This window comes from Erythrobacter sp. YT30 (assembly GCF_001542875.1).
GTDB lineage: Bacteria > Pseudomonadota > Alphaproteobacteria > Sphingomonadales > Sphingomonadaceae > Erythrobacter.
Genome location: NZ_LMAF01000001.1, coordinates 717,735 through 742,592 on the forward strand (window position 1 = coordinate 717,735; position 24,858 = coordinate 742,592).

Sequence of the window (24,858 nt, forward strand, 5' to 3'; positions counted from 1 at the left end):
TTCCGCAGCCAAGGGACGCGCCGTGGCATTGGCACCAACTTTGGTCGCATTATGCTTTGGCGTAACAGCGCTGGTCGTGGTCATGTATTCTCCCAAAGCGGACCGCCCTGTTCTGGTTCTTCCCCTGACCATACAAGGCGAAGAAAGGCTACGTCAGCTTTATTCTGCGCCGCAGACTCGGATTTTGGGACGCTCCACATGGGGCGATCGTTTGATCATTCGTTCGCCCGAAGAAAGCGATGTGACCCTTTTCTGGTCTGATCACCTGCTGTTGCTCAACGCTGATGCGCCCGGCTGCCAGACAGCGGGTGCCGCCACATGAAAATCTTCGGAGACATCAAGGCACTAAGACGCCGGACAATCCGTATCATTGTAGCAGGATGCTGGCTCTTCCCACCAATCCTCGCGCTAATGGCCATTGGCGGGCTGGAAGTTTCCATCGTGATGATCGGGATCAGCATAGCCTCGAACATAATTCCCACCATCCATGCGATAACCGCGCGGACCGACTATTTCGCTAGAATGATGGTCGGAGCGCTGATTTTCATTCAGCCCGCAATCGCCGTCACCGGAATGCAGGATTTGGGATGGCAGGTTGATGGACACCTGTACTTTCTTGTCGGAATGGCAACGCTCGCCGCCTTGTGCGATATTCGGCCTCTAATTCTCTCGGCAGTCCTTATCGCAACACACCATTTGGCGTTGAACTTCGCGATGCCTGCAGCGGTCTTTTCCGGCAATGGAAGCATTTTTAGAGTGCTTTTTCATGCAGTTGCGGTCGTGATTATGTGCGTGACGCTGTGCTATATGAGCGTCGCTCTCGGCAAGATTCTAAGGCGCGCGGAGAAATCGCACCATTTGAGCGAGGAGCAGGCACGGATGATGGAGGAGCAGGCTGCCAGTCTGCAAGTCGCGTTCAACGCGCTTGAAGAAGAAAAAGAAGCGCGCAAGCACGCAGAGGATGAAACCAAGCGCAAGCGCGCTCTTGAATATCGATTGGTCGCCGAAAGCTTTGAATCCTCAATCCGCTCAGTCACCAAATCAGTCGCCGACACAGCGCAGCTTCTTGGAGGAATGACGAAATCGCTGGATCAGGTTGCGAAGGAGACAGGCGATCAGGCGGGACAAGTCGCGCACACAGCCTCTGCCGCGACGCAGACGACGAACAAAGTGGCACGCGGCATTGGAGAATTGTCGCAATCAATCGCAAAAATTGCCGACGGCGTTCGGCGACAGCGCGAACTGGCACTCCATGCAACGCAAAGGTCGGTTCGTGGCGGAGAGACAGTTGGATCACTCGCTCAGCACACCGATACGATTGAGGAGGCAACGCGGGCCATCGTGCGGATTGCGGAACGCACCAACCTGCTGTCGCTGAACGCCGCGATTGAAGCGGCCAGCGCGGGCCCAGCAGGGCGCGGTTTCACCGTTGTTGCGCAAGAGGTAAAGGCGCTAGCCGGGCAGGCAGGCGAAGCAGCCACAGAGATTGACGATTTCCTCAAAAGTATCCGTATTGGGGCTGTCGATGCGGAAACATCGTTCACCGATATCGACCAAGCGATTAGCGAACTGAACAAGGCCGCCCAATCGATCCGCGAAGATGTCGAAACGCAGCGCCGATCTGCCGACACGATGGAGGATTTTGCACGCAACGCTGCGAGCGAAGTCGACGAGATGGCAAAGCAAAGCCAATCACTTGCCGACACAGCAAGTGCGGCAAAAGAGCTTTCAAGCAAGCTTGATGATGCGGCCGCGCAATTGCTTAAGAACGCAACTTCACTGGAACAGACGGCACAGGAATTCGCGCAGCATTTGAGAGCCGCCTAGCGAGAGGGCGCGGTTGTCAGCGCCGTCAGATCTTCGCGAAGCACTGTCAGATTTTGCCCAAAAACAAGCAATTGAGTCTGCGCATTGGCAAAGCTGATCCCTTGCGCCGAATTGACATAGGCCTGAAGCACAACGCTGTTTTCGCCCGCGCGGTACACTTTGGCGATGGGATTTGCATCATTGAAGCGATGAAGAAAGTTGTCGAGCGCAGCAACATCGTCGGCAGTAACCCCCGTGAAATTCGCCAGCACCATCAACGCGGCACAGCCCTGTTCTGCGCTGCACGCCTGGGGAAGAAGCGTGAAGTTGATCCCGCCATCCGCGCTCGCCCGGTAAAGTGACCGCCCTTCGGGACCGGCTTCAGTGCGCCACGTTGCCTGAACTGCAAGCAGCAATCGCGCAATGGTCGCATCGTCGAACCGGATGACCACTTGGGGAGACGTTTGCGCGGAAAAGGGGGCGCTATTGCCAAGTGCGAAAAGTGCGGCGGCTAAGCCGATAAAAAGGTGTTTCATGATCGGCCTTCCACCACATCCACAAAGGCGAGGCAATCATCCCCTGCCCTTCGTCTTGGTAGCGCCTGCCTTTGCGTTGGATTCGATGAAACTGATGATCTGGCCTGCGACATCCTTGCCCGTCGCTGTCTCAATGCCCTCCAGCCCTGGCGAAGAGTTCACTTCCATAATGACAGGCCCATGATTGCTGCGGAGCATATCGACGCCGCACACGTTTAGCCCCATCCGCTTGGCCGCGCGCACCGCAGTAGAGCGTTCCTCTGGCGTGATCTTGATCACTTCTGCGCTGCCTCCGCGGTGCAGGTTTGAGCGGAAATCATCGGCAGCACCAGTACGCTTCATGGCTGCTACCACTTTGCCGCCCACCACCAGAGCCCGGATGTCGGTGCCGCCAGCTTCCTTGATAAATTCCTGTACTAGAATGTTCACGTTCGCCCCGCGAAAGGCCTCGATTACAGATTTCGCGCTCGACATTGTCTCGGCCAGAACGACACCGATGCCCTGTGTACCTTCGAGAAGCTTTATGACCACCGGTGGACCATTCACCGCCTTGATGATTTCCTCAGCCTGCTTGGGATCGTTTGCATAGGCTGTCAGCGGCAGACCCAGGCCATGCTTGGCGAGGATTTGCATACTGCGCAGCTTGTCTCGGCTGCGCCCGATGGCGACGCTTTCATTCAAAGGCCAGCACCCGCGCATCTCAAATTGTCGCAGGATGGAAAGGCCATAGTTCGTAATTGAAGCGCCGATCCGAGGGATCACCGCGTCATACCCCTCGCAAGCTTCGCCATTGTAATACACTTCGGGTCTATGGCTGGCGATATGGACGGTGCAGCGCGTTGTGTTGAGAATATCTAGGGTGTGCCCCCGCTCCTCGGCAGCTTCGACAAGCCGCTTGTGCGAATAAAGATTTGGATTGCGCGCGAGCATTGCGATTTTCATGGGTTGTGGCCTTTTGCGATTTGCATACCGTCGGTCTGGAGCCAGGAGTGCCCGCTGTCGACGACAAAACGCCGCCTCAAGGCCGATCTTCCTATCAGCATGGGAAACTTCATATCGGAACGATCCGCAAGACTGATTTCAGCGCGAAAAGTCTGACTTCCGATTTTTAACGGCGATTTGATGACATAGCGCCTTTGCGTTTTGCCGTTGGAACTGGTGATACCGCGCACATCGACGCGCACAGCCTCGCATTCATGGCTGATATCATCCCAATCAACGGCGAATCGGACGAAGGGCACACCATCGCGCTCAAATTGCTCGGTTACGCGGCCGTGAAGCGAAGATGTGCGCGCGCCGCTGTCGATCTTGGCAGGAATGCCCGAAAGACCGAGGTCAGGAAGGTCGACCAGCTCTCGCCAACCGACAATCGGGAGCGGACGCACTTCATTCATGGGAGGATGGCAAGCCCATCACCGCCCTCGCCCGTTGCAAGTCGGCGCAGGACTTCACCGGTCTCGAAATCGACTTCGGCAACCGTGTTGCTTGCGGTCTCTGCCACGTAGATGCGCTCTCCATCAGATGACCACAGGATCGTGACCTGAAATCTGTCGTCCGCTTCGTCGGGTGAAGATACAGCGATAGTGCGGACCAATTTGGCGTTTGCCAGATCAATGACGCTCAAACTGCCGTCGCGCAGATCCGAGGTCACAGCAACATCGCCTTGCGGTCGGATCGCCAAACGCAATGGGAAACGGCCCGTATCGAGTGTATTGCGCACTTCCATCGTGACAGGATCAAGCTCAAACGCCTGATCTGATCCGCGCGCTGACACCCACAAGCTCTTGCCATCAGGCGACAGTGCGATCCCTTCCGGCTCTTCTCCGACGGTCACCGAAAGCGGATCTTCACTACCGCGCAAGTCAATTCGAGTGACGGTCTTTGAGGAGAGATCCGTGGTCCACGCCCAACGTGTATCAGGCGCGACCGCGACCATGTGGCTCCCGTCCTTGTTGGTGCCGAATTCCTGCAATTCTTCATCACCCAAGGGATTGCCAATCCAGAAAATGGAGCGGCGCCCTTCAGCGGTTGCGAAGATATCGCCATCGGCATGCCACACGATCCCGTGAGGACGCGCGTTCTCACCCAGATCAATGCTTTTAACTTTTGCCAGGTCATCCGTCTTGAAGATGTCGACCGTTGTGCCGCCATAACATCCAAGCGCGACGTGCGCCCCATCAGGCGATGTGGCAAGTTCGTGTGGGTTGGTGCAGCTTGGCAAATCGAGAATAGTCTCACCTGACGCGAGATCGATTTTTGTGAGGGTATTGCCGCGTTTGTTGGCGACAAACAGGACCTTTGCGGGTTCTTCGCTAGTGCTGGGCTCCTCAACGGCCGCCTCAACATTGGCGCACGCTGAAAGCCCTGCTGCAATAAACAGGCTCACTCCGATGAAAAACGCCGCTCGCATCTCATTCTCTCCCTTACGGTCCGCAAGATCAGCCAGGAGCTTTGCCCGAATAAGATCTTTCAGCGAGGAGTGCTCCTAATACGGCCAGAAACGATACGATCCAAGCTGCCACCTTTATAGGTCTCAACCCCGATGCAATGGCGGCAAGATCGTTGTCGCCAGCAAAGCGCACCATCTGGATAAGCTGGCACACCGTTTCGCCGTAATCGCTCACGAGAAACACGATGCCAGAGCCCATCGCTATCCAGCCCAGCACGCGCAGCACACCTGCTCCATGCGCCCGGTAGTGCATTCCTGCGAGAACACATCCAATACCGTAAATCCCGATAAAAATCAGATCTCCGATCATTGAAATCGTAGCGAGGCCTGCAAGACCGTCTGCGCGCCAGGCGTTTTGGATACCGTCAACAGCGGCCGCATCGGGCGCATTTTGATGGTCTGAAATTCCACCTGGCACAGAATCCGTGATGAGCGGAACCGACAATGCGATCACGATGGCAAAAGCGATGAGGCCGCCCACCCACCAGATCATCGCCGTGCGCTTGGAAACGATCATGGTTGGCTGAGAAAGGTCGCGATTGCCGTTCCCAAATCGGGGAAGGTGACACTGTTTAAGTGATTTCCCGGCACTTCGGCAAAACTGGCATTGGGAAGGAAACGCGCCAGCTCTTCACCCGATCCATTGTCGCCATCATCCACTCCGCAAATAACCTGTGCGGGCATGGTGATCTTCGCAAGATCGGCAATGTCAAACGGCTCCAACGCTTTAAGCAGCAGCCTCGCTGCGACCCTGTCCACTCCCTGGCTTTTCAAAAATGTTCGCGCGACATAAGCCGGATCGCCGGGCTTGATCGTGTCGAATTCATCAATCACGCGGATAAAGTGCGCCGCACGCCGCTCCCATTCGGACAGCCCTTCGATACCCATACCGCAGGCGATCAGCTTGCGCGGTGCTAGCATCCCTTTTGCAACCGCGTGGATCGCCGTGCGGGCCCCAAGCGAAAAGCCCACGAGGTCGTACTCGCCATGCGTCAGCCCCAAATGCGCCACGAGAGCCGCCGCATCGCGTACAAGCACATCCGATGGATAGGCAGCAGGATCCTGCGGCGAAGGGCTTTCGCCGTGGACGCGGAAATCGAGCATGATTGCCTCAAATCCAGCCTCCGCCAGCAAAAGATCATGCCCCCACTTGATCCAATTCATTTTGGCAGAAGAGAATAGCCCGTGAAGGAGGATGACCGGCCTGCCCTCCCCAGTTCGGTGATAAGCCAGTTCGACGCCATCGAAGCTTTTGAAATAAGACTGGCTCATTGCGTCCCGCCCAACAATTCCATCCATTCCTCCTGCGTTTGAGGCTGTGTCTGCCATTGCGGAATGTTGTCAGGAAGCGTCAGCCACGGTCGGCGGCGCGATACCCAGATATGGGCGACCGGCTCCACATCGTCGGGATTATCCAATGATCCGCCTTTAATAGTCACCATGGCGGGTCGGTTTTCTCCAGCATGATAGAGCCTCGTCCCGCATGTTACGCAGAAATGGCAATGCGTGTAGCTGCCGCTGTCGGTTGGCCGGCCCCAGCTTGCAGTCTCGCCCTCGAGAGTGAGTACATTTTTGAACACAGGCACAGAAATGCCGAATGCGCTCGCCGATTGTTTTTGGCATTCGCGGCAATGGCAGGTGTACGCAGCAAGACGATCAGCCGCGATGGTGTATCGCACGGCCCCGCATTGGCATCCCCCGCTAAAACTCACCGCTTCTTCAATCCCTTTTGCTCCATGCGCCAAAGAGCCATTTCCACCCTGTCCTGACCGAAGAAAGGTTCGCCTTCGAAAACAAGGGTCGGCACGCCCCAATGACCGGCGGCCTCTAGCGCGATTTGGTTCTCTTCGATTTCCGCATCGAGCGCAGTTGCGTCATTTTGAGCTTCGGTATCCAGTTCAGCAAGGTCGAGCCCTGCACGCATGGCCGCATTGGCGAGGTGATCGCCTTTGTCCCAATCATCAACTTCGCCCGAAAAAATAACGCGCGAAACCTCATCGGCAAATGCCAATCCCTTGCCCCGCCTGCTGGCCGCCTGACCCAAGCGACAAACTCGTCGGATGAGCGGCTGCTCCGCTGCAATTTCGCGACTGGTGAGATCCTGCACCACCGGATCGGGCCTTGGCCAACGAAAGGGGATGCCGAGGTGCTGGGCTGTGCGAAAAGAGTCCATCAGGATGTATCGCGGTGCAGCAGGGTTGCCAGTGAACAGGATGTCGGGATCGCGGATAGCAATCGGCCAGACGACACGCAGATTGATATCGAGATCGTACTCCTCAGCCATCGCGCGATATCGGCCAATCGCAAGATAGGAATAGGGCGAACGAAAGCTGAAAAACAAGTCGGCCTTAAGTGTCACCCACCCATCCCCTTATCTGAAGAAGCACTGCGTCCCGGCATAGAGCATCGAAACCGCGTCATTCTCAACAAACCCGCCTAGCGCATCGCCCAATGAGAATTCTTCTCCCAAAGTGCTTTGTGGGATGGCGAGGTATCCATCGGCTGCTTCAAGCTCCGCGCGCGGTGTCCCAAGCTGCACATCGCCCTGGAGCGAAATCGGGACGGCTGGGTCCGCATCGCCATCTTGCGGCTGACGCCAGAGCCAACCCACTAATACTCCATCGGAGAAATTGAGGCTGAGACCGCCAGCAAAGTCTGCGCTTTCAATCGGGCCCGCACCGCATTCTTCATTCGTCGCGGCGCGCACAGGTTCGTTCAATAGCTTTGTTGTCGAACCAACCGCTTCATTTCTTCCCGCACCGAAAAAGAACCCTTCGGCGCCGGCTTTCATGCCTTTGCTGTTCAGCAGAACCGCATCTTCAACCACCGGATTGGAAGCGGTGAGCCCGCGCGCTTCGCGTTCGGACGGGCTCGGCACGTCGTTTCCGCCGCACGATGCGAGGCCAAGAGCCGCAAGCCCGATTACAAGTGCGCGCATTGCTCTCACCCTTTCTTGAGATGGCGCCGTCCAAGCAGTTCAGCGATCTGGACTGCGTTGAGCGCTGCGCCTTTGCGCAAGTTATCAGAGACACACCACAGCGTGATGCCATTCTCTACCGTCGGATCATCGCGCACGCGGCTGATGTAAGTCGCGCCATCGCCGGCGCTTTCGACGGGCGTCACATACCCCTCATCCTCACGCTTATCGACGAGCATGATGCCGGGGGCTTCGCGAAGGATCTCTTGCGCCTGCTCAGCCGACATCTCTTTTTCAAATTCGATATTCACCGCTTCGGAATGGCCGACAAACACCGGCACACGCACGCAGCTCGCGTTGAGTTTGATCTTGGGATCGAGGATCTTTTTGGTCTCGACCATCATTTTCCACTCTTCCTTGGTCGATCCATCGTCCAGGAAAACATCGATATGTGGGATCACGTTAAAGGCGATCTGCTTGGTAAAGGTCGCAGGCTCAACCGGATCGCCGACAAAGATCGCGCGCGATTGCTCGAACAGTTCGTCCATCCCAGCTTTGCCAGCGCCGGAAACCGATTGGTAGGTTGAGACCACCACCCGCTTGATCGTCGCCGCCTTGTGCAAAGGCGCGAGCGCCACGACCAACTGCGCGGTCGAGCAATTGGGGTTCGCGATGATGTTGCGCTTTGTGTAATCGTCAATCGCATTCGGGTTCACCTCCGGCACGATCAGCGGCACGTCAGGCTCCATCCGGTAGAGCGAGGAATTGTCGATGACGACGCACCCAGCGGCGGCCGCTTTGGGGGCGTATTCCTTGGCCGGGCCGCTGCCTGCTGAAAACAGAGCGATATCCCAGCCCGACCAGTCGAAATGCTCAATGTTCTTGCATTTGAGCATCTTGCCGGTGTCGCCGAACTCCACTTCGGTCCCTTGCGAACGGCCGCTCGCCACTGCTGCGACTTCGTCACAGGGAAACTCACGCTCTGCCAGAACCTGCATCATTTCGCGCCCGACATTGCCGGTCGCGCCAACGACTGCCACCCGATAACCCAATTCACATACTCCGCGTTTGATGTTGCGCCGCTTGCTGACGGGATTACGGTCGCTTTGCAAGGGGAAAGACGTGGTCGCAAATACACAAAGCTGGCGGGAAAGCGCCAAGTATTTTGACTTTAGGGGACACCAGATTGCCTACTGGACGGGCGGCGATGAAACGGCGCTTCCGGTGTTGCTGGTCCATGGTTTTCCAACTTGCTCATGGGATTGGGCGGCTGTCTGGGAAGTCTTGGGTGAAAAACACCGTCTGATCGCCTGCGATATGCTTGGATTTGGCCTGTCGGATAAACCTCGCGCTGGCTATTCGATCCACCTGCAAACCGATATCCAAGAGGCTTTGCTCAGCCATATTGGCGTAGGCGACTACGATGCTCTCGTCCACGATTACGGCGTTTCAGTGGGACAGGAAATGCTTGCGCGCCAGTTGGATGGATCAGGCGCATCGGCGCTTGGTCAAATGGTGTTCCTGAACGGCGGCATTTTCCCCGATCAGCACCGCCCTCGCCCGATTCAGAAGCTCGGTGTGTCCCCATTTGGCTTTATCGTCGGACTCCTCATGAGCCGGAAGGCATTCGGCAAGAGCTTTTCCGAAGTGTTTGGCCCTGACACACAACCGAGCGAAACCGATCTTGACAAGTTCTGGGAATTCATCAGCCACAAGGGCGGAAACCGGATCACGCATAAGCTGCTTCACTACATAGCGGATCGGCGCAGGCATAAAGAGCGTTGGGAATCAGCAATCATCGCCGCGCAGGATCGCATTGGCCTAATCAACGGAGCGCTCGATCCAGTTTCAGGCCGCCATGCTTATGACAAATGGCGCGAAGTGGTTCCGAACGCGCGGCACCACCTTATCGAGACGGTAGGACACTACCCGCAGGTCGAAGCGCCCGAAGAGGTTGCGACTAAGGCCTTGGAGTGGCTTTCCGACTGATCACTCTGGCGGCGTAACGCCGTGGCTCTCCAAGAAACGGAAAATCGTGTTCCACAGATGCGGGGAGATATTCTCGCCTGCCACCCGGTGCGTATATCCGGGATAAAGCATCATTTCGAATGGCACATTGCCTTCCTGCAGAACGCTGATCAGTTCGGATGAATTCTCAAACACTACGTTATCATCCGCCATGCCGTGGATCAGCAACAAGGGGTCGCTGATCTTGGTAGCATCAGGAATGGCGCTGGCCTTTTCATAGGCCTCGGGCACTTCGCGCGGATCGCCCATAAAGCGCTCTGTATAATGCGTGTCGTAAAGGCCCCAGCGCGTAACAGGCGCGCCCGAAATGCCCGCTGCGTAGAGCCCCGGATCGGCCTGCAACTGTTTGAGCGTCATATATCCGCCATAGGACCAGCCATAGAGCGCGATCTTGTCGGGATCGACGAAATCAAGCGTTTTAAGATACTCAGCGCCCGTCTTCTGATCGCGCACTTCTACACCGCCCATGGCGCGATAAATCGGCTGCTCAAAGTCGACCCCGCGATTGGCAGTCCCGCGATTATCGAGCGCGAAGTAGATATATCCTTTATCGACGACAGCCTGGGCCAGTGCCCCACCCCAACCTTTATCGACGATCTGCGGACCTGGGCCCGAGTAGTGATAGTAGAAGACAGGGTATGTCTTGCCCTCTTCCATCTCTGGCTTCATCATCATCCAGTGAAGCTGCGTCCCGTCCTCTGCAGGAATAGTGCCGTATTCTGGCGTAACATGGCCGGCGAGATAGGGCGTGTAAGGGTGGTCTTGATCGAGCGCGTTTTCCTCAACCCACGTCAGCCTCTCGCCATCACTCGATGCGAGATAGCTTTGCGTCGGTTGGCTTGTGCCAGACCTTGAGACAAGCAGTGCACTGCCGGTCTTGTCCATGCTGGCAGAATTCGTGAAGTCTCCATCTGTGAGCTGAGTTGCAGGCGCTGAAGTTCGCAAAAGCGCGCGATAAATCTGCTGGGTGAGAACATTGGTTGTCGCCTGATAGAAAAATACGCCTTCTTCTTCATTGACGCCAACAAGCTCGGTTGTGGGTTCAGCGCCGCTCGTCAGAAGTGTCCAATATTCGCCATCAAATCGGTAGAATTGGCCAGTCCCGCTACGCTCCGACCACCACAGCAAGCTGCCATCCTTCAAAAAACGGTAATTGTCGGAAAGGTTGATCCAATAGTCCTCGCGAGCCGCTTTTTCGGTGAACCAAATCTCGCTCGCCCCTGTCGCCGGATCGACCTTGAGCATATCGAGCACCGTCTGTTCGCGGTTCTGCCGCTGGACATAGAGCGAGCCATCAGGTGCCCAGTCGACGCGCGCGACGTAGATATCGGTGTCTTCACCCAGATCAATCTTCACCCGGTTCCCGCCATCAGGATCCATCACAAACAGCTCGACAATCGCATTGTCCGATCCCGCGACCGGATAGCGCTGATCGAAAACCTTGGTACCCGTCGCGCCAATCGCTGCGCGAGTTACAATGCCGACCGGGCTTTCGTCAGTGCGCTGGACGACAAGTCGGCTGTCATCGGGACCCCACCAGTAGCCATCCATGCGGCTCATCTCTTCCTGTGCAACAAATTCCGCCTCGCCCCAGCGGATCGGGCCATCCTCTTTGGGCGTGATCGGGGCCGCTTCGGATCCGACCTCACCAACCCACAATTGCCGATCTCTCACAAAGGAGACGTAGTTCCCCTTGCTCGACAATTTCGGGTTCAGCTCGCTTTCCTCGGTATCGGTGAGGCGAGTTACTGTCCCATCGAGCTTTGCAAGGTAGAGATCGCCATCGAGCGGTACCAGAACGCCCGAGCCATCGCTTGCCCACTGGTAGCTGATGATGCCTTTAAGGTTGCCGACCCGAGCGCGCTCGCGCTGCATCTTTTCATCTTCAGACAGCTCGCGCCCAGTGCCGAGCTTCTCTGAATCCACCAGCATCCGCCATTCCTGCGTGGCGATTTCAAAACCCCACAGATCGTAGCGCTCGCGGTCATCCTCGCGATTGCGCAGGAGCGTTAGAAATTTGCCGTCGGGCGAGAATTTGGCCTGACGTGGCGCTGGCCCGTTAAGGCTTGGCGAGGCGAAAACCCGCTCAAACGTCAGCTCGGTTTCGGTGGTCATATGATCGTCCGCGAGGGCAGAGGTGGAAAGCAGTGCGGCTGCAGCGGCGAAAATGGGTAAGCGCATGTCAAAGAAGGCCCCTTTGATTGTTCTTCAATGGACATGGAGAAACCTCAAACAAATTGCAAAGCCCGTCATTCGGCTCAAACGAAAAAGGGCGGCCCAGCCGGACCGCCCTTTCTAAATCTCATGTGCGAGAGAAATTACGCCTTGGGCGCATTCTCACGGCGTTCCGCGATACGCGCACGCTTACCGGTGCGGCCACGCAGATAGTAGAGCTTCGCACGACGCACGACGCCGCGGCGCACCACGGTGATGCTGTCGACAATTGGCGAATACAGCGGGAACACACGCTCCACACCTTCGCCAAAGCTCATCTTACGAACGGTGAAGTTCGAGTTGATGCTGCGGTTGGAACGCGCAATCACAACGCCTTCAAAGTTCTGGATACGCTCGCGCGTGCCCTCGATAACTTTAACGCCCACGCGAACGGTGTCGCCTGCGCGGAAGTCTGGGATTTCTTTTTCAACCTTGCCGATTTCTTCGGCTTCGATTTGCTGGATCAGGTTCACTGGTCCGTTTCCTTGTCTTGTCGCCGCGCGCCAGAGGCAGACTGGTCCCGAGCGCTGATATAGCGCTCCCAAAGGTCCGGCCTGCGTAACCGAGTAATCTCTTCCGATCTGGCATGACGCCAAGCCGCAATCTTCGCATGATCCCCCGATCGCAGCACTTCAGGGATCGTGCGCCCTTCCCATTCCTGAGGTCGGGTGTAGTGCGGATATTCGAGCAATCCTTCTTCGAAAGATTCCTCAGCCCCACTAGAAGCCGCGCCCATTACGCCGGGAAGCAGCCGAATGCAAGCATCAAGTATGGCAATGGCCGCCGTTTCGCCACCGGAAAGAACGATGTCGGCGAGAGAGACTTGTTCGATCTGAGGTCGCGCTTCGAAGAGGCGCTCGTCAAAACCCTCGAAACGGCCGCAGATGATGGTGACTCCGGGACCTGAAGCAATCTCGCGGATCCGGGCTTGCGTGATAGGTTTGCCGCGCGGGGTCATTGCGATGATCGGACGGCTATCCGCGACGCTATCAAGCGCCGCCGCGATCACATCCGCCTTGAGCACCATCCCTGCTCCACCGCCAGCGGGTGTGTCGTCAACGGTGCGGTGCTTGTCGGTCGTGAAGTCACGCGGGTTGACGGTCGCGCAGGACCAATCGTCGCGTTCGAGCGCCTTGCCCGCCAGCGAAGTGCCCAGCGGTCCGGGAAACATCTCCGGATAGAGCGTGAGGATGGTGGCGGCGAAGGTCATGGATCTATCCATTCGCCACGTTCGAGAACTTTGGCGATGTGCCCGAGTTCAAGCCGCTCAAGTTCGGGCTTTTGCGGAAATGCAGTATCGCTCCATGGCAAACGAAGGAAGTTCCACAAGGCAGCATAAGGTGCGAGCATCGACACGCCTTCGTTGAAACAGATAAAGCGCTCCCACGGCCATTCTCGCACCCATTCGCCGTAGCGGTCCACGATTTGAAGCACGAAGTCATCGCCGTCGTCTCCTGTGACAGTGAGATCCTGATCGACGGCAGATGAGAGGGTCGCGTGCTTGTACCCGAACTCCTCGCGGGCGAGCCAAAGGACGAAAGGCTTTGCTCCCTCGTCAAACGGCGGTGCGTTAGCCTTTCGACCAAACAACCCCATTTTTGGGCTCCGTATCCACATTGAGCTCAAACACATCAGGCCGCGAGTAATGCCCGTCGGTATCGAGGCTTGCTAGCCCCTGCCCGATCTCTGACAAATCCAGCTCAGCGTGGAGGATTTCTTCGTCTTCGCCTGCCTGTGCTAGCACCCGCGCATCGGGTGCCACGATGATTGAGCCGCCGCGATTGAGCACTGAATTCTCGATGGCTTCAAAGAGTTCTCTGGCTTCTGGCGAACCGCCGACGCGCATTAAGCCTTCGAACAGGTCCTCTTTCGACTGCACCAACCCTGCGGCCAGCACAAAACACCGCCCCTCCATCGCATAGTGCCGCGAGGCCAGCGCATATTCTTCGCGCACTGTGGGCCAAGCGGCGATGTGCACGCTCTCACCCAGATTGTGCATCGCAGCGCGGGCGAGCGGCATCCAGTGTTCCCAGCAGATGAGGTTGCCCGCTCTGCCCCATTCTGCCTCGTGCACGCCAAGTGTCGATCCATCGCCGCGCATCCAGACTAAACGCTCGCCATGGGTCGGCACCAGCTTGCGATGGTCTAGCGGCGGCTCGCCGGGGCGCAGCAGCAATTGGTTGTTGTAAAGGCTCCGGCGCACTCGCTCATGCGCGCCGATAGAGATGCACGCCCCGCTTTCATCGCACAGTTCCTGCAAAGGGAGCAGTCGCTCGTCACCCGGCACAATTGCTTGATCGAGCATGATCTGGTGGAGCGCCTTGGTCCCCGGATGATCCCACAAGGCAGCACCCGGAGCCTCATCCAGCCACAGCGGATAGCCGCCCAGAAACGTCTCGCCAAAAGCAACTAGCTTTGCACCGCCTTCAATAGCCTCACGAGCGAGACGCGTCGCTTTTTCGATACCGCCGGTGAAATCGAGCGGGATCGGAGCGGCCTGGCAGATGGCGACGGGGAGAGTGGTCATTCAAATACTTCCGGATCGATCTTGGACACCCGACCGCGACTTCGACGCCTGATCAGAAAGAAGGCGAAAGGGAACCCGATCACCAGCGCAAGAATAAGAGCGCCGACAATGAGAGGAAAAAGTGCAACCGTCGGATCGGTCGGTCCAGAAAGCGCCACCACCGTCCAATATGCAGGAAGCATCGGGATGGCGCCAGCGATCACAGCTGCAACAAGCGACTTTCCAATGGTGCTTCTATTGGAAAAAAGCAGATCAATGACGAAGGCGAGCAAAAGTGCAATTCCGGCGACAAAGCCAACCAAAACAAGCAGTCCGATGAGTCCAGAAACCATGCGTTCAGTCTTCCGCGAAAGCGGCTGAAATCACAAGTCTTGTCTCATCCCATCCGATGACTGCAGCTTCGGTGATCGGGACCATGAAGGTCTTTTGTCCCTTGGCTGGTACCGGTTCTCGGGTGATTTCGATAATGTCAGTCGCGCCGTAATTCTGGACGGCAGCCACCGTGCCCACGGCCTCGCCCACATCTGTTTCGACCAGAAGGCCCACCAAATCGGCGTGATAGTATTCGCCCTCACCCAGATCTGGCAAAGCATCGCGCGACACAGTCAACACGGTACCGCGCAATTTTTCGGCCTGGTTGCGATTGGATATGCCTGCAAAGCGGGCGACACCGCCCCCTTTGTTGTCAGAGCGGATTTTGCTGAGCCTTAGTTCGCGGCCATCATCACGCGCCAAAAAGACCTTGTGCTGGGAGAGCGCTTCCACGCCCTCTCCGAACAATTTGAGGCGCACTTCGCCATTTACCCCATGCGCGCCGGTTATGGCGGCAAGTTCGATGGGTCTGGCGTTGCTCATACTCAGAAAGCCGCTCGCCCTGAGCCTGCCGAAGGTTTGCACTTCTGATGGCTCGTTGGGGCCAAACAGAAGAGCACTGTATCGAAAAGCTCAGTACGAGCGGCAAATGGCATTGGGCGCTTAACCCTCGGCCTTCTCTTCGCCGCTATCTTCAGCGGGAGCGTCTTCGGCTGGTGCCTCTTCCGCCGGTGCTTCTTCAGCAGCAGCTTCTTCTGCAGATGCCTCTTCTGCTGCGGCTTCCTCGGCTGGAGCCTCTTCGGCTGCCGCTTCTTCGGTGGCTGCTTCTTCGGTGGCTGCTTCTTCGTTCTTAGCCTCTTCTTCAGCGGCCTTGGCTGCTTCTTCGGCTTCCTTCAGCTTCTCAGCTTTCTCTTCGGCGCGCTCAACAGCCTTCTCACCCGGCTTGCCCTTATTGGGGTTGTTGCGAGCGGGACGCTCTTTGATGCCTGCTGCATCAAGGAAACGCAGAACGCGGTCAGAAGGCTGGGCACCAACGCCGAGCCAGTAACGTGCGCGGTCTTCGTTCAGCGTGACGCGCTTTTCATCGTCCTTGGCGAGCAGCGGGTTGTAGGTTCCGATCTGCTCGAGATACTTACCATCACGCGGGGAACGGCTGTCAGCCGCCACGATGCGGTAATAAGGACGCTTTTTCGCGCCACCGCGCGAGAGCCTCAATGCAATTGCCATAATAGTCTACCTTTCACATTCAAATATCTGAAATTACGTACAAATTATTTCTTGGGTTTTCCGCCCAAACCGGGAAGGCCCGGTGGCAATCCGTCGGCGCCGGCGCCGGGGCCGCCGAGGCCTGGAAGTCCGCCAGGTGGCATTCCGCCACCGGGGCCGCCCATTCCCGGCATTCCGCCAGACCCTCCGCCGAACATTGCGGCAAGCCCCTTGAGGCCACCCATCTTCTTAATCTGTTTCATCGCGCGGGCCATTTCCTGATGCATTTTGAGCACCTTGTTGACCGTTTGCACATCGGTGCCGCTGCCTGCTGCCACACGCTTTTTGCGCTTGGCATTCATAAGGCCGGGATTGGCGCGTTCCTTGGCTGTCATGGATGAAATGATCGCATCCATGTGGACGAGCACTTTGTCATCCATGTTCGAAGCAGCCATCGCCGCTTTCGCTTTCTTCATGCCCGGCATCATGCCAGCAAGCGCGCCGAGCCCACCCATATTGCGCATCTGCTTAAGCTGCATGCGCAGATCGTTGAGATCGAACTTGCCCTTCTCAAAATTGCGAGCAAGCTCTTCGGCTTCCTCTTCCTTGATCGTTGCCGCGGCCTTTTCGACAAGGCTGACGACATCGCCCATGCCAAGGATACGATCTGCAACGCTGGAGGGGCGGAAGGCTTCGATCTGGTCGAGCTTTTCGCCTGTGCCTGCGAACTTGATCGGCTTGCCTGTGACAGCGCGCATCGAGAGCGCAGCACCGCCGCGCGCATCGCCGTCCATCCGGGTAAGTACAACGCCTGTCAGCGGCACCTCATTGGTGAAGCTTTGGGCCACGTTGACCGCGTCCTGACCTGTCAGCGAGTCCACGACCAAGAGCACTTCGGTTGGCGCCGATACGCCGGAAACGGCCTTCATCTCCGCCATCAGTGCCTCATCGACGTGCAAACGGCCTGCGGTGTCAAGCAGGAGCACATCGAAATTCTGGAGTTTTGCGGACTCCATCGCGCGGCGGGCGATATCAACTGGCTGCTGGCCTGCGACAATCGGAAGCGTCGCGACATCAACCTGCTCGCCCAGCACGGCAAGCTGTTCCTGCGCCGCCGGACGATTGACGTCGAGCGATGCCATCATCGCTTTCTTGCCGTGCTTTTCGCGCAGCATTTTTCCGAGTTTGGCCGTGGTGGTGGTTTTACCCGAGCCTTGGAGGCCCACCATCATGATCACGACCGGCGGCTTGACCTCAAGATTTAGTCCCTCAGAGCCGCCATCGCTGTCTTCACCGCCAAGTGTGGCGATGAGTTCATCATGGACAATCTTTATGACCTGTTGGCCGGGTTTGACCGATTTGAGGACTTCCTGACCGACTGCCTTTTCCGTGACACTGTCGATGAACCGGCGTGCAACAGGCAGCGCAACGTCGGCTTCAAGCAGAGCAACGCGCACTTCGCGCATCGCATCGCGCACGTCCTGCTCTTTAAGCGCGCCGCGACCTTTGAGGCGATCAAAGACGCCGCCCAAGCGGTCAGACAAATTGTCAAACATCGTCTTCAAACTCCTCTTCCGAACAACAGCCCGAAAAAAACACGAAAAACGCCGGCGGACGAAACCTCGTCGGCCAGCGTGCGAAGCAATTGCTTCGGCTTGCTTACTTCAATTCAAAATGATGGTGGAGCCTAGCGGGATCGAACCGCTGACCTCAACACTGCCAGTGTTGCGCTCTCCCAGCTGAGCTAAGGCCCCATATCATCATTTGCAGGCCTAACATAAACCTGCATCCCTGCTCTCGCAAGGAGCAGCGCCACTATGGCTGCTCCCCACAAAAAGCAAGAAATTTCTCGGAAGGTAAAGGATCCCGGACTGCGCCTGAACGAAAGGTCGCTAAGTCTTTGTCGCAATAGACTGTGACAGCGACCAGTCTTCAGCGTCAGCTGTCGTCCTCTCCGTCGTCATCACCTTTGCCCTTGGAAACACCAAGGTCATCGTCGCCGCCAAGATCGACGTCGCTGTCAGGTGTGTTCTCGCTTTCATCGATATCGCCGATATCGTCGAGATCATCATCTCCGCCGAGATCGCTATCAGCCTCGCCGTCTTTTTTCTTCTTGTCGTCTTCATCAAACGGGATTGGCTGTTTGGATTTGAGCACGGGCTCTGGATCCCAGGTTTCACCGCATTCGATGCAGGTGACAGGGTCATCCTTGCCAAGATCGTAGAAACGTGTCCCGCATTTGGGGCAGGAACGCTTGGTTCCCCATTCCGGCTTCGCCATTCGAAAATCCTTAAAGTCTATTGCGCCCAAATCATGATGGGCTGCACTGGCAATGTATTGATGGGGCGAGTAGCGCATTGGTTCAAGAAGCGACGTCCAAGAACCGGGAATCAAGTTGCTCCGCCCGAAGTCGCGGCGCCTTGCCATAGCGACACAGCGCTGTCAAAGACGCGCGCGAAATGGCGACCAAAGCTCCAGACAAAATCTTCTCCTCGTCCGCTCCTTTGCGCGGCCGCTTGCGCGTTCCGGGCGACAAATCGATCAGCCACCGCGCATTGATGTTTGCCAGCCTTGCCGTGGGCAAAAGCCGGATCGAAGGGCTTCTCGAAGGGGAAGACGTGCTCGCGACTGCTGCGGCAATGCGGCAGCTCGGCGCGTTAATAGAGCGCAAAGATGATGGCGCATGGGAGGTGCTGGGCGCAGGCCTTGGAAGCCTTCTCGAACCCAAGGCCGCTCTTGATATGGGCAACTCGGGAACTTCGACCCGCCTGTTGATGGGCCTGCTTGCAACCCACGCGATGACTGCAACCTTTACAGGGGACGCAAGTCTTTCCGGCCGCCCCATGAACAGGGTTATCGCTCCGCTCAGCCAAATGGGCGCGCATTTTGAGGCGTCCGATGGCGGCACGCTGCCGCTCATGCTGCGCGGGGCAAATCCACCGGTGCCAATCACCTACCGGCTTCCGGTGGCAAGCGCCCAGGTGAAAAGCGCTGTACTTCTCGCAGGCCTTAACACCCCAGGCATTACGCGCGTAATTGAGCCTGTGCCTACCCGCGATCATACCGAACGAATGCTCAAAGGTTTTGGCGTCGAACTTGAAATCGGCGAGGAGAATGGCGAGCGCATGATAGCGGTGCATGGCGAATCTGATCTTTCGTCTTGCGATGTTGTAGTGCCGGGCGATCCATCATCGGCGGCGTTCTTTATTGTCGCAGCTTTGCTGGTGCCAGGAAGCGATCTCGTAATTGAGAATGTGGGCCTCAATCCCACTCGGGCTGGGATCATCGAGGTCCTGCGCCAGATGGGCGGATCAATAGAAGAACTGGACCGCCGCGAAGTGGGCGGCGAACCTGTCGCTGATTTGCATGTCCGGCATTCCTCCCTCTCCGGTATAGATGTCGACCCGGCCATTGTGCCAAGCATGGTCGATGAATTCCCCGTCCTTTTCGTAGCAGGCGCCCTTGCCCAGGGCACCACGCGCACATCCGGCCTTGAAGAACTGCGCGTCAAGGAAAGCGACCGGATCACAACGATGGCCAATGCGCTGAAACTGGCGGGCGCACGGCTTGAAGAACAAGAGGACGGCCTCACTATTCATGGCACTGGCGGCGAGCTGCTTCGTGGCACCCCCGAAGGCGCGAGCGTTGAGACAAGGCTCGATCACCGCATCGCCATGAGCATGGCCGTGGCGGGGCTGGTCAGCCGCGATGGCGTAATGCTGGATGACACAGCGCCAATTGCGACGAGCTTTCCAGACTTTGAGCAGCTTTTGCAGGATGCCGCCGCGTGAACACTCCACTCGACATCTATAGCTTGATCGGCTTTTTCGGCACCGCCTGCATTATTGGTGCCTACGCTTATTTGACTCTGAAAGACGATCCCAATCCCTACATTCTCCACGGAACCAATCTGACGGGCGCCGGGCTTCTCACAATATCGCTTTTGGTCCACACCAATTGGCCAAGCCTTGTTCTTGAAGGGTTCTGGGCTGCGATCGCGATAATCGGTCTTGTGAAAGCCGCCCGCAGATCGACCCATGAGGAGATGCAAGAAAAGCCATGACCGCCCGCGCTCGCAATCGCCGCATTGTCGCTGCCATCCTGCTTTATGGATTCGCCGTGGGATCGGTGCTGTTCTGGCGCGAAGGCGAATTTGATTGGGTAATGCTTGGCATCAATCTTGGGCTTGCGACACTTGGCCTGGCCCTACTCCACCTCAAATGGCGAGCGCGCGAACCGCGCATTTCTGCCGACAAGGCGAAGGATATTTTTTCGTGATCATTGCCGTTGATGGCCCGACCGCATCGGGCAAAGGCACCATTGCAAAACGGCTGGCAGACCATTTCGGCATTCCGCATCTCGATACCGGATTGCTCTACCGCGCGGTAGGGCGACAGGTCGAGCTCAATGGCGGCGATCCCGATAACCCTGATGACGCACTTGCCGCGTGCGAATTCGCCGATGATCTTTTGAATGATCCTGTCTTGCGGAATGAAGCAACCGGCGGGCTCGCAAGCCGCGTTTCGATACATCCCGAAGTTCGCAAAGCCCTGTTTGAGCGGCAGCGCGCCTTTGCCACGCAACCGGGAGGCGCGGTTCTGGATGGACGCGATATTGGCACCGTGATTGCGCCTGATGCCGATGTGAAACTCTTCATTACGGCCAGCGTTGAAGAACGCGCACGGCGTCGCTGGCTGGAGATCAAGGGACGCGGCATTGAGGCTGAGCTTGGTGATATCGAAGCCAATATCGCTCGCCGCGATGCACGCGACATGGGTCGCAGCGATGCCCCCTTAAAGCCGGCGCCTGACGCCCTCACCATCGATACGACCAATTTTGATCGCGATGCTGCGTTCGTAATGGTGCGAGAAGCCGTCGAAGAAGCCCTAAAGAGCTAGACCGCACAAACCTCACCAATCATTGCTGGATGTATCATCGCCCCAGCCATCCTGAGTGTTGCGCGCACGCTGGACGGCTGCTTCTTGTTGCTCCTCGACCCATTGCTGATCGGCCTGCCCGCCCTCTTTGATCATCGCGGAAGCGTTCTTCATCGCCAGAATTGCCATCTTCTTGCCAAGAGCATCCGTATCGATCTCTTCGCCGGTCAGAATTTTGCGGACGTGCGCGGCAATCTCGTACTCGAAGAACTCGGCTGCGACATCGGTTGTCGTTGCGCCTGTATCACCGCAATCGGGCGTTATTCGGGTGGAATTGGCATCCACTTCCTCAAGGACCAGGTGACAGGATGACGAAAACGCACCCGTTTTGGGAAGCTTCACCGGAATACCCTTAGGAGACACACCGGACGCACGCATTGTGCGGGTTTGCGATCCTGTTTCATAGGACGACTGCACGTTGGACAGCTTTGATCGTGCCTCTGCTATCGGCATTGCAAAGGTATCGCCCTCAGCCCCTGCCGAGCAACCGGCGAGCGTGAAACAGGCCGAGCCAGCCAGTGTGGCATTCCTGAATTTCGAAGCAATTCTCATCACTTGAGCCCCCTCAAACCTTGATAGAAATCCAAGCGGCTTTGACAGAAGGGGGTTAATCCGACGTTGATTAATTGCGACACACTGACCGCGCTCAGCAGGATTGACCGTGCGCGGATACCGAGTGGACCGCTTTCGCTTGCGTTTCTGGGCGATTTCTACTAGGCGCGCGCCCGTTCTCGCAATCGATCTGGTTGGAAGAACCTTCATGACAGCATTCGGCTTCATGGAGACGTCGGCCTCTTGCCCGCAAGGCCAGCGCAATGGTGCGCCAGGCGGCGGTTTAAGACCCCGGAAAACCGGTGGCCGGTAGCAAAACGAATACAGGATTTGCCCAGACCTATGGCAACTGCACCTAACCCCACGCGCGACGATTTCGAAGCGCTTCTTAACGAACAACTCGGCGGCGCCGGCGACGAAGGCTTTGAAGGCCGCGTCGTAAAAGGCACCGTGACAGCAATCGAAAACGGCATGGCTGTGATCGATGTAGGCCTCAAATCTGAAGGTCGTATCTCCCTTAAAGAATTCAGCCGCGGTGAAGACGATCACGGCCTCACCGTAGGCGGCGAAGTCGAAGTCTATGTCGACCGCGTCGAAAACGCCGATGGCGAAGCGATGCTCAGCCGCGATCGCGCACGCCGCGAAGCTGCCTGGGACAAGCTCGAAAACGAATTTGGCGAAGGCAAGAGGGTCGAAGGCCGCATCTTTGGCCGCGTCAAAGGCGGCTTCACTGTCGACCTCGACGGCGCTGTCGCGTTCCTGCCCGGCAGCCAGGTCGACATCCGCCCTGTGCGCGATGTTACTCCGCTTATGGAAGTGCCGCAGCCCTTCCAAATCCTCAAGATGGACCGTCGCCGCGGCAACATCGTTGTCTCTCGCCGCGCGGTTCTCGAAGAAACCCGCGCCGAACAGCGCAGCGAACTGATCGACAAGCTGGCCGAAGGTCAGGTGATCGACGGTGTTGTCAAGAACATCACCGATTACGGCGCATTCGTTGATCTGGGCGGCATCGATGGCCTGCTCCACGTGACCGACATGAGCTATAAGCGCGTCAACCACCCAAGCGAAGTCATCGCCATTGGCGACACCGTGACGGTTCAGATCGTCCGCATCAACTCAGAAACACAGCGCATCAGCCTCGGCATGAAGCAGCTCGAAAGCGATCCATGGGATGGCGTGGCTGCGAAATACCCGGTCGGCGCGAAACTCTCTGGTCAGGTCACCAACATCACCGAATACGGTGCATTTGTTGAGCTGGAAGCTGGCATCGAAGGTCTCGTCCACGTCTCCGAAATGAGCTGGACGAAGAAGAACGTCCACCCTGGCAAGATCGTCTCAACCAGCCAGGAAGTCGAAGTTATCGTCCTCGAAGTCGACAGCGAGAAGCGCCGCATTTCGCTCGGCCTCAAGCAGGCTCAGCGCAATCCTTGGGACGAATTCGCAGAGAAATACCCTGTGGGCGCGGAAGTCACCGGCGAAGTCAAGAACGCGACCGAATTCGGCCTGTTCATCGGCCTCGACGGCGATGTCGATGGCATGGTCCACATGTCGGATATCGCATGGGGCATTTCGGGCGAAGACGCGCTGGCGCTCCACCGCAAGGGTGAAGAAGTCAAGGCGGTCGTGCTTGATGTCGATGTCGAAAAAGAACGCATCAGCCTCGGCATGAAGCAACTTGAGAAAGGTGCTCCATCTGCCGAAGGTGCTGACACGAGCGCACTGCGTAAAGGTCAGACTGTCACTGTCACCGTTCTCGAAGTTCGCGATGGCGGCCTTGAAGTGCAGGTTGGCGATGATGGTGCAACCGGCTTCATCAAGCGCAGCGATCTTGGCCGTGACCGCGATGAGCAGCGTCCTGACCGTTTCCAGGTCGGCAGCAAAGTCGATGCGATGGTCACCGGGTTCGACCGCTCGAAAAAGCCGAACTTCTCGATCAAGGCGCGTCAGATCGCCGAAGAGAAAGAAGCAGTGGCACAGTTCGGTTCATCCGATTCAGGTGCATCGCTCGGCGACATCCTTGGCGAAGCTCTCAAGAAGAGCGACGACTGATTGCTTGGGTTCGCCCATCAGGGTGAACCTCCTCGCTAAACTTGCAGCCTAGCTGCAGACGCGCGGTCGCTCTATGACCGCCGTGACTAAGAAAAGAGAAGGCCCGCTTGCAGCAATGCAGGCGGGCCTTTTCTAATGTTCACTGTTGCCGTACACTTGCCTCATGGAAGCGCAGTGCCAATGTGGAAAGCTCACTGCTCAGATATCGGGCTTTGGTGCTGGAGTGATGTGCCATTGCAAAGCGTGCCAACGACGCAGCGGCAGTCCGTATGGGATGATGGTTTACTTCAGCGCCGATGCTGTGGAGATTACCGGTAAGGCGACCGATTTCACCCGTCTAGCGGACAGCGGCAATGAAGTGACCACCGGGTTCTGCCCGATTTGCGGGTCTACCATGTATCTCAAAACTGCACTTCACCCGGATGGAATCGGGATTGCTGTCGGCGCGATACAGGATTGGTCACCGCCCTACCCGGTCCGGTCGGTCTTTGAAGAAGGCAACAAGCACGACTGGGTTACGGTCCCGCAATCAACTCAACGCTTTCCTCGCGGAAGGAATGGATAATGCTTCAGGTTCACCAATTCCCCTGCCTCAGCGACAATTACGGCTTTTTGCTGCACAATTCCGTGACTGACGAAACAGCAGCGATCGATACGCCTGATGCCAAAGAATACTTGCGCCAGGCTGAGGCGAAGGGGTGGAAGATAACGCATATCTGGAACACCCATTGGCATCCCGATCACGCGGGCGGGAACAAAGCAATCGTTGAAGCAACCGGCGCACGCGTGCTTGCTCCCAAGGAGGTCGAGAAGCTTTCAAAGATCGACCGTGTCATCGAGCACGGGGATGTCGTGAACCTGGGTGAGCATCGCGCTGACGTGATTGACGTGTCAGGCCATACCGACGGCCATGTTGCCTTTCATATCGTCGAAGAGGGCATCGCATTTGTAGGCGATGCCGTTTTCGCGCTCGGCTGCGGACGCATGTTTGAAGGTGAGCCTGAGCAATTCTGGAACAGTCTTGATCGCATTCGCCGCATGCCGACGGCAACCACCCTCTATTGCGCGCACGAATACACACAGGCCAATGCGAAATTTGCGCTTCACGCAGACCCCGAGAACCAAGCGCTTCAGGACTACGCCGCAGAGATCGATGCTAAGCGCGCGAAAGGCGAACCGACCGTGCCAACAGTGCTGAGCCGCGAGCTTGCTACAAATCCTTTCCTACGTGCGGATGATCCGGCCATTATTGCGAAATGGGGCGGAGGTGCGCCGCATGAAACTTTTGCAGCATTGCGGGCGGCCAAGGACAATTTCTAAGTCTC

The 24,858-nt window shown here is 57.2% G+C and carries 31 protein-coding genes and 1 tRNA gene; 10 read left to right on the forward strand and 22 right to left on the reverse strand.

What is annotated here, in order from left to right; genetic code table 11:
- The first annotated feature begins 22 nt into the window (after window positions 1-22).
- Window positions 23-322 carry a hypothetical protein gene (locus AUC45_RS03400; protein WP_156423723.1) on the forward strand — a complete coding sequence of 100 codons (300 nt, stop codon included), beginning with the start codon at window positions 23-25 and terminating at the stop codon, window positions 320-322.
- Window positions 319-1,827, forward strand: a complete 1,509-nt coding sequence (locus AUC45_RS03405) for a methyl-accepting chemotaxis protein (protein WP_082700935.1) — start codon at window positions 319-321, stop codon at window positions 1,825-1,827. The genes AUC45_RS03400 and AUC45_RS03405 overlap by 4 nt, the downstream gene beginning before the upstream one ends.
- On the opposite strand, the gene AUC45_RS03410 is transcribed toward AUC45_RS03405, so the two are convergent.
- Genes AUC45_RS03410 through AUC45_RS03455 form a run of 10 tightly spaced genes read right to left on the reverse strand, consistent with a single transcriptional unit; the run spans window position 1,824 to window position 8,760 of the window.
- The gene (locus AUC45_RS03410) at window positions 1,824-2,342 is read right to left on the reverse strand and encodes a YbjN domain-containing protein (RefSeq protein WP_067598127.1); all 519 of its coding nucleotides are present in this window, start codon (window positions 2,340-2,342) and stop codon (window positions 1,824-1,826) included. The genes AUC45_RS03405 and AUC45_RS03410 overlap by 4 nt on opposite strands.
- A 36-nt stretch (window positions 2,343-2,378) precedes the next feature.
- On the reverse strand, window positions 2,379-3,284 hold the full coding sequence (gene rimK, locus AUC45_RS03415; protein WP_067598130.1) for a 30S ribosomal protein S6--L-glutamate ligase: 906 nt from the start codon (window positions 3,282-3,284) through the stop codon (window positions 2,379-2,381).
- Window positions 3,281-3,736 (reverse strand): RimK/LysX family protein, encoded by a 456-nt coding sequence (locus AUC45_RS03420; RefSeq protein ID WP_067598133.1) that lies wholly within the window; start codon window positions 3,734-3,736, stop codon window positions 3,281-3,283. The genes rimK and AUC45_RS03420 overlap by 4 nt, the downstream gene beginning before the upstream one ends.
- Window positions 3,733-4,752: a YncE family protein gene (locus AUC45_RS03425; RefSeq protein WP_067598136.1), complete on the reverse strand. Its 1,020-nt coding sequence runs from the start codon at window positions 4,750-4,752 to the stop codon at window positions 3,733-3,735. Before AUC45_RS03425 ends, AUC45_RS03420 begins: the two co-directional genes overlap by 4 nt.
- Window positions 4,753-4,780: 28 nt before the next feature.
- Window positions 4,781-5,308, reverse strand: coding sequence for a hypothetical protein (locus AUC45_RS03430; protein ID WP_067598139.1), 528 nt, complete (start codon window positions 5,306-5,308; stop codon window positions 4,781-4,783).
- Complete coding sequence (locus AUC45_RS03435; RefSeq protein ID WP_067598143.1) at window positions 5,305-6,063, reverse strand: alpha/beta fold hydrolase; 759 nt, start codon at window positions 6,061-6,063, stop codon at window positions 5,305-5,307. Before AUC45_RS03435 ends, AUC45_RS03430 begins: the two co-directional genes overlap by 4 nt.
- Entirely contained in the window at window positions 6,060-6,470 is a 411-nt protein-coding gene (locus tag AUC45_RS03440) for a GFA family protein (RefSeq protein ID WP_067598146.1), read from the reverse strand. Before AUC45_RS03440 ends, AUC45_RS03435 begins: the two co-directional genes overlap by 4 nt.
- Window positions 6,471-6,499: 29 nt before the next feature.
- Window positions 6,500-7,150, reverse strand: coding sequence for a 2-hydroxychromene-2-carboxylate isomerase (locus AUC45_RS03445; RefSeq protein ID WP_067598149.1), 651 nt, complete (start codon window positions 7,148-7,150; stop codon window positions 6,500-6,502).
- 12 nt (window positions 7,151-7,162) lie between these two features.
- Window positions 7,163-7,729: a hypothetical protein gene (locus tag AUC45_RS03450; protein WP_067598152.1), complete on the reverse strand. Its 567-nt coding sequence runs from the start codon at window positions 7,727-7,729 to the stop codon at window positions 7,163-7,165.
- 5 nt (window positions 7,730-7,734) lie between these two features.
- The gene (locus AUC45_RS03455; protein ID WP_067599020.1) at window positions 7,735-8,760 is read right to left on the reverse strand and encodes an aspartate-semialdehyde dehydrogenase; all 1,026 of its coding nucleotides are present in this window, start codon (window positions 8,758-8,760) and stop codon (window positions 7,735-7,737) included.
- Window positions 8,761-8,830: 70 nt separating this feature from the next.
- Between AUC45_RS03455 and AUC45_RS03460 the strand changes: the two genes are divergently transcribed.
- Complete coding sequence (locus tag AUC45_RS03460; RefSeq protein WP_067598155.1) at window positions 8,831-9,697, forward strand: alpha/beta fold hydrolase; 867 nt, start codon at window positions 8,831-8,833, stop codon at window positions 9,695-9,697.
- Here AUC45_RS03460 and AUC45_RS03465 read toward each other — a convergent pair whose 3' ends face one another.
- The 11 genes from AUC45_RS03465 to AUC45_RS03515 all read right to left on the reverse strand — a co-directional run bounded on the left by AUC45_RS03465 (window position 9,698) and on the right by AUC45_RS03515 (window position 18,275).
- Complete coding sequence (locus AUC45_RS03465; RefSeq protein WP_067598158.1) at window positions 9,698-11,917, reverse strand: S9 family peptidase; 2,220 nt, start codon at window positions 11,915-11,917, stop codon at window positions 9,698-9,700.
- A gap of 137 nt (window positions 11,918-12,054) precedes the next feature.
- Window positions 12,055-12,423, reverse strand: coding sequence for a 50S ribosomal protein L19 (rplS, locus tag AUC45_RS03470; protein WP_067598161.1), 369 nt, complete (start codon window positions 12,421-12,423; stop codon window positions 12,055-12,057).
- The gene (gene trmD, locus AUC45_RS03475; protein WP_067598164.1) at window positions 12,420-13,160 is read right to left on the reverse strand and encodes a tRNA (guanosine(37)-N1)-methyltransferase TrmD; all 741 of its coding nucleotides are present in this window, start codon (window positions 13,158-13,160) and stop codon (window positions 12,420-12,422) included. Before trmD ends, rplS begins: the two co-directional genes overlap by 4 nt.
- Window positions 13,157-13,546: a hypothetical protein gene (locus tag AUC45_RS03480; protein WP_067598168.1), complete on the reverse strand. Its 390-nt coding sequence runs from the start codon at window positions 13,544-13,546 to the stop codon at window positions 13,157-13,159. Before AUC45_RS03480 ends, trmD begins: the two co-directional genes overlap by 4 nt.
- Window positions 13,521-14,477, reverse strand: a complete 957-nt coding sequence (locus AUC45_RS03485; RefSeq protein ID WP_067598171.1) for a carbon-nitrogen hydrolase family protein — start codon at window positions 14,475-14,477, stop codon at window positions 13,521-13,523. The genes AUC45_RS03480 and AUC45_RS03485 overlap by 26 nt, the downstream gene beginning before the upstream one ends.
- Window positions 14,474-14,809: a hypothetical protein gene (locus tag AUC45_RS03490; RefSeq protein WP_067598174.1), complete on the reverse strand. Its 336-nt coding sequence runs from the start codon at window positions 14,807-14,809 to the stop codon at window positions 14,474-14,476. Before AUC45_RS03490 ends, AUC45_RS03485 begins: the two co-directional genes overlap by 4 nt.
- Window positions 14,810-14,813: 4 nt before the next feature.
- A complete protein-coding gene (gene rimM / locus AUC45_RS03495) occupies window positions 14,814-15,332 on the reverse strand; it encodes a ribosome maturation factor RimM (protein ID WP_067598177.1) in 519 nt (172 codons plus the stop codon).
- 120 nt (window positions 15,333-15,452) lie between these two features.
- A complete protein-coding gene (rpsP, locus tag AUC45_RS03500; RefSeq protein ID WP_067598180.1) occupies window positions 15,453-16,016 on the reverse strand; it encodes a 30S ribosomal protein S16 in 564 nt (187 codons plus the stop codon).
- 44 nt (window positions 16,017-16,060) lie between these two features.
- A complete protein-coding gene (ffh, locus tag AUC45_RS03505; RefSeq protein ID WP_067598182.1) occupies window positions 16,061-17,551 on the reverse strand; it encodes a signal recognition particle protein in 1,491 nt (496 codons plus the stop codon).
- Window positions 17,552-17,673: 122 nt separating this feature from the next.
- Window positions 17,674-17,749 (reverse strand) — tRNA-Ala (locus tag AUC45_RS03510).
- 184 nt (window positions 17,750-17,933) lie between these two features.
- Window positions 17,934-18,275 (reverse strand): TIGR02300 family protein, encoded by a 342-nt coding sequence (locus AUC45_RS03515; RefSeq protein ID WP_067599023.1) that lies wholly within the window; start codon window positions 18,273-18,275, stop codon window positions 17,934-17,936.
- Window positions 18,276-18,454: 179 nt separating this feature from the next.
- Between AUC45_RS03515 and aroA the strand changes: the two genes are divergently transcribed.
- Genes aroA through AUC45_RS03535 form a run of 4 tightly spaced genes read left to right on the forward strand, consistent with a single transcriptional unit; the run spans window position 18,455 to window position 20,893 of the window.
- Window positions 18,455-19,786, forward strand: a complete 1,332-nt coding sequence (gene aroA, locus AUC45_RS03520; RefSeq protein WP_067598184.1) for a 3-phosphoshikimate 1-carboxyvinyltransferase — start codon at window positions 18,455-18,457, stop codon at window positions 19,784-19,786.
- A complete protein-coding gene (locus tag AUC45_RS03525) occupies window positions 19,783-20,058 on the forward strand; it encodes a permease (protein ID WP_067598187.1) in 276 nt (91 codons plus the stop codon). Before aroA ends, AUC45_RS03525 begins: the two co-directional genes overlap by 4 nt.
- Window positions 20,055-20,273, forward strand: coding sequence for a hypothetical protein (locus AUC45_RS03530; protein WP_067598190.1), 219 nt, complete (start codon window positions 20,055-20,057; stop codon window positions 20,271-20,273). The genes AUC45_RS03525 and AUC45_RS03530 overlap by 4 nt, the downstream gene beginning before the upstream one ends.
- Entirely contained in the window at window positions 20,270-20,893 is a 624-nt protein-coding gene (locus AUC45_RS03535; protein WP_067598193.1) for a d(CMP) kinase, read from the forward strand. The genes AUC45_RS03530 and AUC45_RS03535 overlap by 4 nt, the downstream gene beginning before the upstream one ends.
- Before the next feature lie 12 nt (window positions 20,894-20,905).
- Here AUC45_RS03535 and AUC45_RS03540 read toward each other — a convergent pair whose 3' ends face one another.
- A complete protein-coding gene (locus AUC45_RS03540; RefSeq protein WP_156423724.1) occupies window positions 20,906-21,484 on the reverse strand; it encodes a hypothetical protein in 579 nt (192 codons plus the stop codon).
- Between the two features lie 342 nt (window positions 21,485-21,826).
- On the opposite strand from AUC45_RS03540, the gene rpsA reads away from it, so the two are divergent.
- The 3 genes from rpsA to gloB all read left to right on the forward strand — a co-directional run bounded on the left by rpsA (window position 21,827) and on the right by gloB (window position 24,853).
- The gene (gene rpsA, locus AUC45_RS03545) at window positions 21,827-23,533 is read left to right on the forward strand and encodes a 30S ribosomal protein S1 (protein WP_067598199.1); all 1,707 of its coding nucleotides are present in this window, start codon (window positions 21,827-21,829) and stop codon (window positions 23,531-23,533) included.
- Window positions 23,534-23,759: 226 nt separating this feature from the next.
- Window positions 23,760-24,098 carry a GFA family protein gene (locus AUC45_RS03550; protein WP_255356283.1) on the forward strand — a complete coding sequence of 113 codons (339 nt, stop codon included), beginning with the start codon at window positions 23,760-23,762 and terminating at the stop codon, window positions 24,096-24,098.
- The gene (gloB, locus tag AUC45_RS03555; protein WP_067598205.1) at window positions 24,098-24,853 is read left to right on the forward strand and encodes a hydroxyacylglutathione hydrolase; all 756 of its coding nucleotides are present in this window, start codon (window positions 24,098-24,100) and stop codon (window positions 24,851-24,853) included. The genes AUC45_RS03550 and gloB overlap by 1 nt, the downstream gene beginning before the upstream one ends.
- Window positions 24,854-24,858 lie beyond the last annotated feature (5 nt).